Consider the following 14,459-nt stretch of genomic DNA (forward strand, 5'->3'; position numbering starts at 1 on the left):
AATTTTGGCACTACGATTTAAATTCTAAAAGAACAATTCACAAAAGGCGGAGATTTTTTGTCTGCAACGTCCAAATGAAGGGCACACGGTCGTGCCCACTTGCCTCTGTTAAAAGATTTCTTTGCCCATTGCGTTTTTCAGGGTCTCTAATCCCTTCTTGACGCGACGCGATACGGTCACAACACTGATGCCTAACTGTTCGGCAGCTTCTTTTTGGGTTAAATCCCGTAGAAAAACAAACTCCAGAATGTGTCGCGTCTTGTCTTCAAGCTGTGCCAAAGCGTGTTGTAGGCGAAGTTGGTCTTCTTGTGCTAGTTGGAAACTGCGGTAGTTAGGATCGGCAACTAAGTCGCCCAAGCTGGTTTCTCCGTCGTCATCGTTGCCTACGGAAACATCTAAGCTAATGGGTTCGCGATTTCGCATTGCTAGCTTGACTTCCAGCCATTCTTGGAGAGAGATTTCCAAAACCTGCGCTATCTCTGAATCGGTAGGTTGGCGGTTGAAACGAGTCTGGAAATCTTTGCGAATTGCCATCGCTTGCTGTCCGACTTCCTGCCAGCGTCTAGGAATGCGAACGCAATGCCCGCGATCGCGCAAATAATGTTGAATCTCACCTCGGATATAAGGAACGGCAAAGGAGCTAAAAGCACAGCCTTTTTCTAAGTCAAATCTTTCTATGGCTCTAATTAAGCCTATGCAGCCAACCTGAAGTAAATCTTCATAACTTTCATGACATTGGTTTACCCAATGGTGGGCTTCTTTTCTCACCAATCCAAAGTTTAGTTTGAGAATTCGATCGCGAAGTTCTGTTTTAGCAGTCTTTTTATACTCTCTAAATAAGCTCAAAGTCTCTAATTTGAGGTTGTCTTTAGTGGTATCTTTAACCGAGATATACATAGCGCAATTAATTGAAGAAAGCGATCGGCTGCAAAATGTTTTTCGTTGTTTTAAGGCTTTTTTTCTTTTATTACAGCCCTAAACGATCTACAGCTTATTGTTTGCGCCAGCCTAGTTACAACAGCATTTTTACGATATTAGATGCTTAAAAAATAAAAAAAATCTCCGCAATTATACGGAGATTCATTCGAGTTATTTTTAAAAACCTTGCTAAATAAGAGGGAATATCCCCTGCGAAGATTTATATTTGATAGATTGTTGGCAAAGGTTGCTAGAACAATCTTTGAACTAAGCTTCTGGTGTGACGCGAGCGTAGAAAATTCCGCGAACTTTGACATCTACAGCATCTCTGGCGCCTAGATCGGTATCTGATGGCTGCACGCTTTCAAACACTCCGGCAATTTCGCCAGTTTCTCCATCAACTTTGGTGACTTGCAAAGAAATTTTCCCCACACCAGCAGTGGTTTCCTTAACGTTAGCGCGGCTGTATTCGGCTTCATCCCCACTAGCTGGAAGAGCAACAGCAGTATCGTAACCCGTATAGACCCCACGACCTTTAGGATCGAGGAATCCTGCACCCCGGTAGGAGGGAACTTTGAATTGTCCTTCAAAGTCTACCGAGCTGTTGATGGAAGTAAAGCCGGGTTCTGTTTGACCTTCTAAACTTTTAATGGTGAAAAAGAAAGGAAATTGTTCGCCGCCGGGAACCTGAACGGTAATGGGCTGGAAGTCAATACCGTCTTCTTCTTTCAAGGTCAACACCCCATTCTCATCTACGGTAATTGTTCCGGTAATTTGCTCTAGGGTAGTGGTAGCTCGCGTCAAGAGTTTGCCTGGAATGAATTCGGCTTCTTGCCGCTTAGTTTTGGGTTCTTCTTTGACAAAATATTCTTGGGGTTCTAAGCACAAATCGGAAACGCGATAACTCTTGTTAGGTTCGATGGGAATCGTGCCGCGCGTAAATTCTGAAATTTGCGGACATTTATTGGCAAGCCCGGTTCCTAGAATTTCATCGTAAGTCAATTGCTCGCGGTCGGCTGCGGTGGCTGGTCCTTCGCTGCAAGCTGTCAGTATTCCCAAACATAATGCCAAAAAGGCAACGATTAAGGCGCGATATCTCATTGTTGTTAACCTCGCTTCGTCAATCTCTAATTTGTAAAGTCTTGTCCATATAAGCAGTATTAAACTAAAAGCCATTAATGGCATCTTGGACAAGTTATTTTAGTTGCACCGCAATCTAATGTACCAAATTTAGATACCCCAAATCGCGAAAGCTAGAGGGATTGTTTGCGCCATCGATTATGATGAGAGCGATCGCTTATTAACTCAGATCGATGAACATTTATCCAGATTGGGATAGCAGCCAGCTAGAAGAATCGTTACAAGAGATTTCGACGACAGTATGGGCTATCGCGAAACAATGCCAAGGAGACAGTCATTGCCTGCTGACTTTGCTGCGCGCTCTAGAGTGCTTGCATCGAGATATTCGAGAACAATTATTCGAGCCGTCGTTACCTAATACTCGTAATGCTCTCTCCAACTTGCTCAGAGAAATTGAGGAAACCGGGGGATGGCCTTATATCGAGCGAATGAGACTGCAAGCTTTGCTCAAAAAATTGGCTGCGGACGAAGATCCCCAAAAGCGCGAACGGCCATAATCGAGTTTCACGCGCAAAACGAGTTTTCAAAACGAACTCGAACGGCTAATCTGGGAGAAGATAAGAGTTTGCAAGCGAGTTTCATGCCTTTTACCGTCAACCCGATTAAATTTGGTACCGATGGCTGGCGAGGCGTTATCGCCGCCGATTTTACCTTCGAGCGGGTGTGGATGTTAGCCCCGCTAGCCGCTAAGGTTTTAGCCGATAACTATGGAACGGCAGCGGGCGATCGCCGCATTATCGTGGGTTACGATCGTCGCTTCATGGCAGAAGATTTTGCCAAAGCAGCAGCCGAATCCATTCGAGAAGCAGGGTTTGATGTCTTGCTGTCCGAGTCTTACGCCCCGACACCCGCTTTCAGTTGGGCAGCCAAAACCCAAAATGCCTTGGGAGCGATCGTTCTGACTGCCAGCCACAATCCAGCGAAATATCTCGGATTGAAGGTCAAGGGTGCCTTTGGCGGTTCGGTATCCCCGGAAGTGACGCAGCAGATCGAAGCTTTGCTGTCCCAAAATGTCTCCCATGGTAGACAAATGGGAAGTTTAACCGCATTCGAGCCCTGGTCGAGTTATTGCGACGGGTTGCGGGCTAAGGTCAAGATTGATGCAATTAAAGACGCGATCGCGTCTGGGAAACTCAAGGTCTTTGCCGACGTGATGCACGGTGCGGCAGCCTCTGGATTGGGTCGCTTGCTCGACTGTCCGATCGCGGAAATTAATGGCGATCGCGATCCCTTATTTGAAGGCGGCGCGCCAGAACCCCTACCGCGCTATATTCCCAAGTTATTTGAGATAATTAAAAGCGATGCCCGTCAAGGAGGAAATTGCATTCGGGTGGGATTGGTTTTCGATGGCGATAGCGATCGCGTCGCGGCAGTAGACGGACAAGGAAATTTCCTCAGTTCCCAAGTCTTGATTCCCATTCTGATCGAACACCTCGCCGAACGCAAAGGCATGACGGGAGAAATCGTTAAAACGGTCAGCGGTTCCGACCTGATTCCGCGTTTGGCAAAACTTTACAACCTGCCCGTTTTTGAAACGCCCATCGGTTATAAATACATCGCCGATCGCATGCTCAGCGCTCAAGTTCTCATTGGCGGGGAAGAGTCGGGGGGAATTGGCTATGGAACTCACATTCCCGAACGCGATGCCCTCCTATCGGCACTTTACGTTCTCGAAGCCGCGATCGAGTCGGGGCAAGATTTAAGCGCTATCTATGCTCGACTGCAAGAAAAAACCGGTTTTACCTCTGCCTACGATCGCATCGATCTGCCCCTAGCCAGTATGCAAGTACGAGATAAGTTACTCCAACGCCTAGAAAGCCAACCGCTCAAAGAAGTTGCCGGAAAAGCGGTTGTCGATTGCCTGACGATGGACGGCTATAAGTTCCGCCTCGCCGACGGCAGTTGGTTGCTGATTCGCTTTAGCGGCACCGAACCCGTTTTGCGTCTCTACTGCGAAGCGCCCACAGCGACGCAGGTTCGTCAAACTTTAAATTGGGCAAGGGATTGGGCAAACTCAATTTAAAATCGCGACTAAAATGAGAAAATTAATCGTAGCCACCGGAAACCCCGGTAAACTGCGAGAAATACAAGAATATCTGACGGGTTTTGCTTGGGAATTACAATTAAAACCCGACGATCTCGATATAGAAGAAACCGGCGACACTTTTATTGCCAATGCTTGTTTCAAAGCCTCCCAGGTAGCCAGAGCGTTAGGAGAATGGGCGATCGCCGACGACTCTGGATTGGAAGTAGAAGCGCTTGGGGGAGCGCCGGGCATTTATTCTGCCCGTTACGGGAAGACAGACCAAGAGCGGATCGAAAGACTTTTAAAAGAGCTAGGAGATAGCGAAAATCGACGCGCTCAATTCGTCTGTGCCGTCGCGATCGCGCGTCGAGATGGTTCGATTGCCGCCTTCGTCGAAGGGACTTGTCCAGGAGAAATCCTCCGCGAACCTTGCGGTACGGGGGGCTTCGGCTACGATCCCATCTTTTACGTGCCCCAACAACAACAAACTTTTGCCCAGATGCAACCAGAAGTCAAGCGAAAATTAAGCCATCGCGGTCGAGCTTTTGAAAAATTACTGCCTAAGTTGCGAGAAATAGAGAGTGAAGTGTGAAGTATGAAGTATGAAGTCAGCCTTCATCCTTCATCCTTCATTGCTGCTAAATCGCTTCCAAGTCTTTTTCGCCAGTACGAATGCGGATAATTTGCTCGACGGGAGAAATAAATATTTTGCCGTCGCCGATTTCTCCGGTTCGTGCAGCCGAGATCAGTTTATCGACGACCAAATCGACTTGGTTATCTTCGACAACAATTTCTATCTTTAGTTTCTGGAGAAACTCAACAGTATACTCCGAACCGCGATAGCGTTCTGTTTGACCTTTCTGGCGACCGAATCCCCGAACTTCAGACACTGTCATGCCCACGATGCCAGCATTGACCAGGGCAATCTTGACTTCGTCTAATTTAAAGGGTCGGATAATAGCTTCTATTTTTTTCAAGGTCTCAACTCCTAATTCAACTCTTCTATTGGTTTATTTATACGGCGAGCCTGCCACTTTAGGATCGCTTCCAAGGTGGAAATTTTTGTGAAGCTTGCTAAGGTATGCCCAACCGTTTATCGATTTTCGGGCAAAGGTGGCTCTAGTGCTAGCCATCGAACCATAGATTCGGGTAGGGAAGTTCTGCGTCGCGCGATGGGATCGATACAGACGTGTCTGGTTTTTGCCTTTGCCAAACACTCTGCCCGACAGGAGCGACTATAAATTGAATAGTCAATCTCAAACTCGTTCTCTTGCAACTGCCGGGAGAACAAATGTATCGCCAATCGATCCCCACAAAAAATCGGACGCAAGAAATCTAGAGAGCCATGAACGATGGGAATGGCCGTCGAAGAATTGTCAAAAAATGTCCTAAGATCGATACTAACTGTCTCTAGAGAAGCTTCATAGGCTTCGTGACAAATTGATAGCAACTGGGCGAAATAAATGACCCCAGCGGCATCGGTATCCGATAAACGAATTGTTCGGTAATAAGTAAAGCGCATGTTGTAGTTGTGTCATAACCAAGTTGCGATCGCGATCGCAACAGCCATCGTTGATAGAGGTTAATCTTGCGTTATATTCTGCCAGATTTGCCACAATAGATGTGTACTGTAGCTAGTTTTCGACTCTTGTCTTCTATTCGCACTCAGCTCGATTCGTCGGTCGATCGCGATCGCTTAGACACCCGGTCTGCGATCGCAATTGCTTGTCACGGCATAGAAATGACTTTCCAATCCGGCAAGCAGTCTTACCAAGCTCTCAAGGGGATCGATCTAGAAGTCAACAGCGGTACGATTCAACTTCTCATGGGACCTTCGGGTTCTGGAAAAACCACTTTGCTTTCTATTTTGGCAGGGCTACTAACGCCCAGCAAAGGCAAAGTGAATTTGCTAGGACAAGACATTACAGCAATGTCTCGCTCCGAGCTAGCTAAGTTTCGCTTACACAATATCGGCTTCATTTTCCAGAAATTTAATCTTTTCCCCGCCCTAACCGCCGCGGAGAACGTCGAAATTGTTCTGAAAATGAAGGGCATGAGCGATAAAATGGCAAAAAAAGAAACCAAACACTTACTAGCAACCGTTGGATTGGGAGATAAGACCGACTTGCTTCCTCGCGATTTGTCTGGAGGACAGCAACAGCGCGTCGCTATTGCTAGAGCCTTAGCAGGTAACCCCAAACTGATTATGGCAGACGAACCGACAGCCGCCCTAGACTCCTATAACGGACATGCCGTCATAGAATTACTCGCTCGATTAGCCAAGCAAGAAGGCTGTACGGTTGTCATGGTAACTCACGATCCTCGCATTGTGGATGTCGCCGATCGCGTAGCTTATCTAGAAGACGGTATTTTAAAGATCTAAGAGCCAATGAAGTATAACCAACTGGGAGATAGCGATTTATTCGTCTCGGAAATTTGTCTGGGGACAATGACATTCGGAGAGCAAAATACGCTCGAAGATGCCCGACAACAGCTAGACTACGCCGTTTCTGCGGGGATTAACTTCATTGATAGCGCAGAAATGTATCCAGTCCCAGCGAAGGCAGAAACTCAGGGAAAAACGGAGGAATATATTGGGAAATGGCTGGTCAAGCAGCAGCGAGACAAGCTAATTATCGCCACTAAGGTAGCGGGTCCCAGTTCTCGCTTAACTTGGCTTCGAGGCGGAAACAACCGCATCGATCGCGCTAACGTAAATCAAGCCGTAGAAGATAGTCTCAAGCGCTTGCAAACAGACTATATCGATCTCTATCAAATCCATTGGCCCGACCGCTACGTTCCTCTATTTGGCGCTCCCGATTACGATCCGACTCAGGAAAGAGAAAGTACGCCCATTGCAGAACAGTTAGAAATATTTGCCGACCTCATCAAAGCAGGTAAAATTCGCTATCTAGGATTGAGTAACGAAACGCCTTGGGGAGTCTGCGAATTTTGTCATCTCGCTCAAAAATTAGGATTGCCTAAAGTCGTCTCGATTCAAAATGCTTTTAGTCTGGTCAATCGAGTTTTTCAGATTAATTTAGCCGAAGCTTGTCGCTTTAATAATATCGGTTTGTTGGCTTATAGCCCGCTAGCATTTGGTTTATTGACGGGGAAATATCTCGACCGAATCCCGGAAAATTCTCGACTGAATCTATTTAAAGGGTTTGGCATTCGCTACGAAAAACCGAATCTTACCGAAGCAGTAACAGCTTATGTAGAAATTGCCAAGAAATATGGATTATCTCCCGCTAAAATGGCGTTGGCTTTTGTGCGATCGCGTTGGTTCGTCACCAGTACAATTATTGGTGCGACGACAATGGAACAACTCAAGGAAAATTTGAGTAGCGTCGAGGTGGAATTAGATAAGGATATCTTGGCAGAAATCGATGCAGTTCACGTTCGCTATCCCAATCCTACACCTTAGTTGGCATAAAGCAAGCGATCGCTTATCAATGGCGAATTCCCACATAGGTGACGATTAAAGCGATCGCACTCAGGGGCAACCCAAAACGCAAATGTTCTTTGAAAGAGAGATGATAGCCCATAGAAGCTGCTGCCTCTGACACAATCAGGTTAGCAACCGAACCAAACAAGGTCAAATTTCCCGCTAAAGTCGATCCAGCCGACAGCAATAACCAGGAGGAAAGATCGTTTTTTTCGATTATTGGTGCTAGTACCAAGACGGCAGGCACGTTAGAGATTAAATTCGATAGCATCGCCGTCACTCCCAGTAGTTTGGCAGGCGTATTGGCTAGCGGAGTCACTAACTCTAACCAGCCCAGAGTTTGGGTGGCATGGGTGAGAATAAACAAACCAGAAAACATTACCAGCAAGTTCCAGTTTACTTGTCGAAGCACTTTTTCAGGTTTGACCCGACGGGTGATTAACAATAAGGCGGCTGCTGTCAGTGCTGCTTTTCCCATGGGAATGCCTGCGCTAAAGGCGATTAACAATCCGAGGGTAATGACTAGCGTTTTTTTGAGTAGCGGTCTCAAGAGTCGGAAGCGAAGCTGAGGCAGATGTAGAGAAGCTTGGCGCGATCGCACTTCAGGATATAGCAGGCACAATAAACCGATTTGTAAGGCTAAACTGAAAATAGCAATAGGAGCTAAGGCAAGAGAAAATTCTAGGTAGCTAATCGGAGCAAAAGAACCGATGAGAATATTTTGAGGATTGCCGCTCAAAGTCGCAACTGAGCCAGAATTAGTTGCGCCAGCGAGTGCGAGTAAATAAGGAATAGGATTGAATTTTAGCGCTTGCGCAAGCTTCAAAATTAGGGGAGTCAATAGAAGAGCGATCGTATCGTTGAGAAAAAATGCCGACAGCACTCCAGTTCCAAAGGTCAAAACACAAAGTAAGCCAAAGGGACTCGATGTCAGACGAATCAAAGAAAGCAGGGTTAATTGAAAGAAGCCAGAATAGGAAAGGTTAGCATTGACTACCATCATGCTGAGAAGGAAAACGATAGTATTGGAGTCGATCGCTGTCCATGCTTCTGGTAGAGATAAAACATTGAGGGCAATGAGAAAAGCTGCTCCAACTAGAGCAATAGTAGCTCGATTCATCCGCAGTCCCGGCAGTCGTCCCAACGCCAAACCCAGGTAGGCGAAAGCCAAGACGGCGTCTTTTGCGATTTGCCAAATAATTTCCAAATTGCGATCGCCTTACTAGCTAATTCCTAAAATCCTTCTGTTTATCATAAAAAAAATCAATTTTACTGACAATTATTGAGCGGCTAATCCCTTTAAGCTTAAAATGCGTTATTTTTTTCCGGAAAAATACTGTGAATTTGTCTTGTTTTCTCAACTCTCGGTCGGAAATTTATCTATCTATAGAGAGAACGAAAAGAATATGACTGACAGACGTTTTAAACTAAAATAGTAAAAATCAAGATTTACTGAATAATCTCGTCAAAAGCTCGCCTTAATCTGCCAAGCTCGACAATTAACTCGTTGTGGCTTAATGGTATTGATTATTGCTATGATTGATTATTGCTAGGATAATCGAGGCAATCAGACAGGCAAAAAACATTGTCAGGAGGCGACGCTCCTGTCAAACAGTTTGTCGCAGAACCCCAAATAAAGCCTTACTTAGCAGAAGAATTTAGAATTGTGGATTTTAGATTAAATTTTTAGAGATTGCGACCACTTTCTTCTAAAAATTAATTCATACGAAGTCTATCTTTCCTTTCGAGAGGTCAATCCAACCTCTAATTAAAAACGTATTGAAGGCGTAAACAATTGGCGTTTAGGAAACTTTCATGTCTAATTTAATCGAGACGATACTCAACTCAGATGAAAAAATTGAATTATGGCAGTTTCTGGAGGAATTACGAAAGTCAGAGAAGCGATATTTATTGCGCAATGACATTCAGAATGCCTTTGAAAACTATTGCAAACTCCATGAAAAATCGGATGGCTTTTATCATACCTCTCTGGTAGGGAAATTAGTTTATTATACTCAGGAAATTATTTTAGAAGAAGAAAGTCTTTGTTTAGTCTACCGACCGAAAATTGCCAGACATGAATTTTACCGAATCTACGACGGCTTAACCATCGAACCCCTAACGATTCAGCAATTATTAGACATACGCGATCGCTTTGTCAATCATTATCATCCCGAAGAAGGAGACGTATTTGAAATCGATTTCGGGCCTTTCTACGATTATTCTCCCATCGTTCGCGATCCGAAAAATATTGGCAGAGGCGTACAGTTTCTCAACCGCTTTCTCTCCAGCCAACTCTTTCAAAATCCCCAGCAAGGATTAGAGGCACTATTTCGCTTTCTCAGCCTCCATAGCTATAACGGTCATACCTTATTAATTAACGGACGAATTAAAAACTCACAACAACTCTCCGAACAAGTCAAAGATGCCATATCATTTGTCAGCGAACTGCCAGAAAATCAACCCTATGAGGAATTTCGCTTTGAATTACAGTCAATGGGATTTGAACCAGGATGGGGAAATACGGCAGGTCGCGTCAAGGAAACTTTAGAAATTCTCGACCGACTAATAGATTTACCCGACCCCGAAGTCATGGAAGCTTTCCTCTCCCGTATCCCCATGATCTTCCGCATTGTTTTAGTCTCCGTTCACGGTTGGTTCGGACAGGAGGGGGTTTTAGGTCGTCCCGATACGGGAGGTCAGGTCGTCTACATTTTAGACCAAGCGAGAAGTTTAGAACAACGGCTTCAAGAAGATATTACGCTTGCTGGGTTGGATGGTTTGGAAGTTCAGCCACAAGTCATGATTCTCAGCCGTTTAATTCCAAATAGCGACGGAACGCGGTGTAACGAACGTCTGGAGAAAGTTCACGGCACTGAGAATGCTTGGATTTTGCGCGTACCTTTTCGAGATTTTAATCCTGATGTCACGCAAAACTGGATCTCTCGCTTTGAAATTTGGCCTTATTTAGAAACGTTTGCTATTGATGCGCAAAAAGAACTTTATGCCGAACTTAGAGGCAAACCCGATCTCATTATCGGCAACTATTCCGATGGCAATTTAGTTGCCTTTTTACTAGCACGTCGCTTAAATGTTACCCAATTTAATGTCGCTCATGCTCTAGAAAAATCTAAATACTTGTTCAGCAACCTATACTGGCAAGATTTGGAAAATACCTATCATTTTTCTCTCCAGTTTACTGCCGATCTCATTGCTATGAATGCTGCTAATTGTATTATTAGCAGTACTTATCAAGAGATAGTCGGCAGACCGGATAGCGTAGGACAATACGAATCCTATGAAAGTTTTACCATGCCAGATCTGTTTCATGTAGTCAAGGGAATCGAACTTTTTTCGCCAAAATTTAATGTGGTTCCGCCAGGGGTGAATGAAAGCGTTTATTTTCCCTATACTCGTACTGAAGATCGAGTTCCAAGCAAGATCGAACAATTAGAAGATTTACTTTTTACGCGCGAAGATCCCGCTCAGGTTTTTGGTAAATTAGACGATCTAAATAAGCGTCCTATTTTCTCGATGGCGCGTCTCGATCGCATCAAAAATTTGACGGGATTAGCAGAAGCTTTCGGTCTTTCTGAAGAATTACAAGAACATTGTAATTTAATTTTAGTGGCGGGGAAATTATCGGTTTCTGAATCGACAGATAGCGAAGAACGAGAAGAAATTGAAAAGCTTTATCGCATTATCGACCAGTATAATTTACATGGAAAAATCCGCTGGTTGGGCGTTCGCTTGCCAAAAAGTGATTCGGGAGAAATTTATCGAGTTATCGCCGATCGCCAAGGAATTTTCGTTCAACCTGCCCTATTTGAAGCATTCGGTTTGACGATTTTAGAAGCAATGATTTCTGGATTGCCAACCTTTGCCACTCAATTTGGAGGTCCTTTGGAGATTATTCAAGATAAGGTTAATGGGTTTTATATCAATCCGACGAACTTAGAAGAAACTGCCAAGAAAATCCTTGAATTTGTTTGCAAATGCGAAGGAAATTCTAACTATTGGCTAGAAGTTTCTAACCGAGCGATCGCCAGGGTTTATAGCACTTATACCTGGAAAATTCATACGACAAAATTGCTTTCTTTGGCACGAATTTACGGCTTTTGGAACTTCACTTCCAAAGAAAACCGAGAGGATATGTTGCGCTATATCGAAGCGTTATTTTACCTGATCTATAAACCGCGAGCCAAGCAACTTTTAGAGTTGCACATGCAGCGATAACAGCCTAATTTAGATTAGGATAGTTCTGGGAGAAAATCGTACTGGCTACCAACCTAGTCAATAGCGTTTCTGTGACCATTAATTTACAAGTAGAAAATTATGGCGATCGCTTGGATAGTTATTTGTCCCAACGATTGCCCGAACTCTCTCGTTCGCGCCTGCAAAAGTTGATCGAACAGGGAAACGTCCAATTAAACGGTCAAATCTGTACCGCCAAAAAAACTGCGCTACGAGAGGGCGATCGCCTACAGATTACCATCCCGCCAACTCAACCGCTAGACCTTCAACCCGAAGCAATTCCTCTCGATATCCTCTACGAAGACGACTATCTAATTATCATTAACAAGCCTGCCGATCTAGTAGTACATCCAGCACCCGGTCACGAAAACGGAACCCTCGTCAACGCACTATTATCTCACTGTCCAAACCTAGCCGGAATTGGCGGCGTTAGCCGTCCGGGAATCGTCCACCGACTCGATAAAGATACCACGGGAGCGATCGTTATTGCGAAAACCGAATTTGCCCACCAACACCTGCAAGCGCAACTCAAAGCGAAAACTGCCACAAGAGAGTATTTGGGAATTGTCTACGGGGTTCCCAAAACGGAGAGTGGAATCATTAACCTTCCCATCGGCCGCCATCGGGTCGATCGCAAGAAAATGGCAGTCGTTCCCGTTGGAAAAGGAGGACGAGAAGCGATTACCCACTGGCAAATTTTAGAAAGACTCGGCAACTATACGTTAATGCAGTTTCGCCTAGAAACAGGTCGCACCCATCAAATTCGCGTCCATAGTTCTCAGATGGGTCATCCCATCGTCGGCGATCCGCTATACAGTTCCGGTCGTTTTGTTGGAGTCAATCTATCCGGTCAAGCCCTTCATGCCTGGAAGCTTACCTTAAATCATCCCATTTCCGGAGAAATCATTGAAGCGATCGCGCCCCTGCCTGCAACCTTTATCAAGCTTTTAGAAATTTTGCGCAAGCGACAGGGAACTTTTTAAAGAAAGAATTCGGAATTCGGAAGTCGGAAGTCGAAGTTAATAACTAAAAAAGGGGAACAGAAAATTCTCGCTTGCGTCTACATAAACTGGTTTACCAGTTCTCTGTTTTGGCGTTGCACGCGGCAAACAAGCTTTTAGAAATTGGCGAATTGTTCTTTGCCGCAGGTCTACTCGTAAGGTAAAATTTTTTCGGTCTGTAGAGCATCTCCAAACAGAAGTAGCATCTTACTCCCCTGCAACCGATCGAGAAAAATGATAGGAGAGGAATAGCGCTAGTGTCTCGCCGATTAAGTCAAAATAATATCTCTAGGCTGACGAGAAGATCGTCTCCTCGGACTCCATCGACTCAACCATCTACTTCTCCTAGTTCGAGTCACGCAAGAGTCCCCAGAAAAACTCTCTCGTCGCGTTCTCAACCCGATCGCCCAGATCAAAAAACTACCGTAGTTGTTTCTGGAAAGCGTAGAAGCGGGAAAAAAAGCACTCGTATTCGTCAGAAAAGGCAACTTTCAAATCCTTTCGCTACATTGCTGCTGTACGCGCTCCGTTTATCGATTATGGGCATTGGCATAAGCGCGATCGCGGGGACGGTATTAACCGTCATCAGACCGACTCAATTTCCCGGAGCTAATTTTCACGAAAGAGGAGGCTTCGCCGTTGCACGCAGGAGTATGTCTTTTACTCAAGCGTCTGCCTCTTCTTTATCTCTGAGGCGAGAATTACTGCCTTTGAAAGCTAAACTAGAGGCTTTAGCTGCAAAATATCCAAAGTTACAACCAGGGGCATTTTTTGTAGATTTGGACAGCGGGGATTATGTGAATGTACGGGGAGAGCAGGGATTTTCTGCGGCTAGTACTATTAAAATTCCCATTCTGATTGCTTTCTTCCAAGATGTAGATGCAGGCAAAGTGCGCCTCGATGAAATGCTGACCATGAAGAAAGAATTGATCGGCGGCGGTTCCGGCGATCTGCAATATCAGCAACCCGGAAAACAATTCTCTGCTCTAGAGATAGCCAGAAAAATGATTGTCATTAGCGATAATACCGCTACAAACATGATAATCGAGCGTTTGGGAGGAATAAAAGCACTCAATCAGCGCTTTCGAGACTGGGGGCTAAACTCGACAGCCATTCACAACTCGCTTCCCGATTTAGAAGGGACGAATACAACCAGTCCGAGAGATTTGGCGCATTTACTGGCGATGGTAAATCGCGGAGAACTGGTATCGTTGAAGTCGCGCGATCGCCTTCTGGGTATTATGCAAGAAACTCAAAACAGAAATCTGCTGCCTCAAGGTTTAGAAAAAGATGCCACGATTGCTCACAAAACGGGCGATATTGGTTCGGTGTTGGGCGATGCGGGAATCGTAGATATGCCCAGCGGGAAGCGTTATATTGCTTCTATTTTAGTAAGGCGCCCTCACAACGATGGGAATGCCAAAAAGCTCATTCAAGGCATTTCTCGGATAGCCTATCAACATTTTAAATGGTATAAGGCTCGCCCTGCTGCCAAACAGGAGGCAAAGAATCGCTCGAATACGTAATAAAATACTCAAATCGATCCGCAAAACTGCGGATCGATGATAGTGCCACGGCGCGACTAATTCCGCGATCGCCGCGATGATAGTTAATCGATGGCGTTTTGGTAGCAACCGTACAGAAACTTACGCTAAGGCTGTAATTATTACTG

14 protein-coding genes are annotated in these 14,459 nt (G+C 45.2%); 8 read left to right on the top strand and 6 right to left on the bottom strand.

Going from position 1 to position 14,459, the window contains the following annotated elements:
• Positions 1–108 precede the first annotated feature (108 nt).
• The gene (locus NIES593_RS18580; RefSeq protein WP_073600993.1) at positions 109–897 is read right to left on the bottom strand and encodes an RNA polymerase sigma factor SigF; all 789 of its coding nucleotides are present in this window, start codon (positions 895–897) and stop codon (positions 109–111) included.
• Positions 898–1,185: 288 nt separating this feature from the next.
• Positions 1,186–2,019, bottom strand: a complete 834-nt coding sequence (gene psbO / locus NIES593_RS18585; protein ID WP_073600994.1) for a photosystem II manganese-stabilizing polypeptide — start codon at positions 2,017–2,019, stop codon at positions 1,186–1,188.
• Positions 2,020–2,231: 212 nt separating this feature from the next.
• Here psbO and NIES593_RS18590 point away from each other — a divergent pair, with 212 nt between their 5' ends.
• The 3 genes from NIES593_RS18590 to rdgB all read left to right on the top strand — a co-directional run bounded on the left by NIES593_RS18590 (position 2,232) and on the right by rdgB (position 4,676).
• The gene (locus NIES593_RS18590) at positions 2,232–2,555 is read left to right on the top strand and encodes a hypothetical protein (protein WP_073600995.1); all 324 of its coding nucleotides are present in this window, start codon (positions 2,232–2,234) and stop codon (positions 2,553–2,555) included.
• 83 nt (positions 2,556–2,638) lie between these two features.
• The gene (locus NIES593_RS18595; RefSeq protein WP_073600996.1) at positions 2,639–4,081 is read left to right on the top strand and encodes a phosphoglucomutase/phosphomannomutase family protein; all 1,443 of its coding nucleotides are present in this window, start codon (positions 2,639–2,641) and stop codon (positions 4,079–4,081) included.
• A gap of 13 nt (positions 4,082–4,094) precedes the next feature.
• A complete protein-coding gene (rdgB, locus tag NIES593_RS18600) occupies positions 4,095–4,676 on the top strand; it encodes an RdgB/HAM1 family non-canonical purine NTP pyrophosphatase (protein ID WP_073600997.1) in 582 nt (193 codons plus the stop codon).
• 46 nt (positions 4,677–4,722) lie between these two features.
• Here the strand turns inward: rdgB and NIES593_RS18605 are convergent, their stop codons facing one another.
• Positions 4,723–5,061, bottom strand: a complete 339-nt coding sequence (locus tag NIES593_RS18605; protein WP_073600998.1) for a P-II family nitrogen regulator — start codon at positions 5,059–5,061, stop codon at positions 4,723–4,725.
• A 116-nt stretch (positions 5,062–5,177) separates the two neighbouring features.
• The gene (locus NIES593_RS18610) at positions 5,178–5,606 is read right to left on the bottom strand and encodes an acyl-CoA thioesterase (protein WP_073600999.1); all 429 of its coding nucleotides are present in this window, start codon (positions 5,604–5,606) and stop codon (positions 5,178–5,180) included.
• 219 nt (positions 5,607–5,825) lie between these two features.
• Between NIES593_RS18610 and NIES593_RS18615 the strand changes: the two genes are divergently transcribed.
• Both NIES593_RS18615 and NIES593_RS18620 read left to right on the top strand, forming a co-directional pair.
• Positions 5,826–6,467, top strand: coding sequence for an ABC transporter ATP-binding protein (locus NIES593_RS18615; RefSeq protein ID WP_342747381.1), 642 nt, complete (start codon positions 5,826–5,828; stop codon positions 6,465–6,467).
• A gap of 6 nt (positions 6,468–6,473) precedes the next feature.
• Positions 6,474–7,511, top strand: coding sequence for an NADP(H)-dependent aldo-keto reductase (locus NIES593_RS18620; protein ID WP_073601001.1), 1,038 nt, complete (start codon positions 6,474–6,476; stop codon positions 7,509–7,511).
• 25 nt (positions 7,512–7,536) lie between these two features.
• Here NIES593_RS18620 and NIES593_RS18625 read toward each other — a convergent pair whose 3' ends face one another.
• Positions 7,537–8,739, bottom strand: a complete 1,203-nt coding sequence (locus NIES593_RS18625) for an anion transporter (protein WP_073601002.1) — start codon at positions 8,737–8,739, stop codon at positions 7,537–7,539.
• Positions 8,740–9,347: 608 nt separating this feature from the next.
• Between NIES593_RS18625 and NIES593_RS18630 the strand changes: the two genes are divergently transcribed.
• The 3 genes from NIES593_RS18630 (at position 9,348) to NIES593_RS18640 (ending at position 14,313) form a co-directional block, all read left to right on the top strand.
• Positions 9,348–11,768, top strand: a complete 2,421-nt coding sequence (locus NIES593_RS18630; protein WP_073601003.1) for a sucrose synthase — start codon at positions 9,348–9,350, stop codon at positions 11,766–11,768.
• A 77-nt stretch (positions 11,769–11,845) separates the two neighbouring features.
• On the top strand, positions 11,846–12,769 hold the full coding sequence (locus NIES593_RS18635; RefSeq protein ID WP_425432550.1) for an RluA family pseudouridine synthase: 924 nt from the start codon (positions 11,846–11,848) through the stop codon (positions 12,767–12,769).
• 275 nt (positions 12,770–13,044) lie between these two features.
• Positions 13,045–14,313: a serine hydrolase gene (locus NIES593_RS18640; protein WP_245817630.1), complete on the top strand. Its 1,269-nt coding sequence runs from the start codon at positions 13,045–13,047 to the stop codon at positions 14,311–14,313.
• On the opposite strand, the gene NIES593_RS24665 is transcribed toward NIES593_RS18640, so the two are convergent.
• On the bottom strand, positions 14,252–14,459 hold a 208-nt coding region (locus NIES593_RS24665), incomplete at its 5' end, for a hypothetical protein (protein WP_217651968.1). The genes NIES593_RS18640 and NIES593_RS24665 overlap by 62 nt on opposite strands.

It is taken from the genome of Hydrococcus rivularis NIES-593, from assembly GCF_001904635.1.
GTDB lineage: Bacteria > Cyanobacteriota > Cyanobacteriia > Cyanobacteriales > Microcystaceae > Hydrococcus > Hydrococcus rivularis.

Coding starts and splice junctions, on each gene's coding strand:
- NIES593_RS18580 (WP_073600993.1), bottom strand. CDS start 897: ATGTATATCTCGGTTAAAGATACCACTAAAGACAACCTCAAATTAGAG.
- psbO (WP_073600994.1), bottom strand. CDS start 2,019: ATGAGATATCGCGCCTTAATCGTTGCCTTTTTGGCATTATGTTTGGGA.
- NIES593_RS18590 (WP_073600995.1), top strand. CDS start 2,232: ATGAACATTTATCCAGATTGGGATAGCAGCCAGCTAGAAGAATCGTTA.
- NIES593_RS18595 (WP_073600996.1), top strand. CDS start 2,639: ATGCCTTTTACCGTCAACCCGATTAAATTTGGTACCGATGGCTGGCGA.
- rdgB (WP_073600997.1), top strand. CDS start 4,095: ATGAGAAAATTAATCGTAGCCACCGGAAACCCCGGTAAACTGCGAGAA.
- NIES593_RS18610 (WP_073600999.1), bottom strand. CDS start 5,606: ATGCGCTTTACTTATTACCGAACAATTCGTTTATCGGATACCGATGCC.
- NIES593_RS18615 (WP_342747381.1), top strand. CDS start 5,826: ATGACTTTCCAATCCGGCAAGCAGTCTTACCAAGCTCTCAAGGGGATC.
- NIES593_RS18620 (WP_073601001.1), top strand. CDS start 6,474: ATGAAGTATAACCAACTGGGAGATAGCGATTTATTCGTCTCGGAAATT.
- NIES593_RS18630 (WP_073601003.1), top strand. CDS start 9,348: ATGTCTAATTTAATCGAGACGATACTCAACTCAGATGAAAAAATTGAA.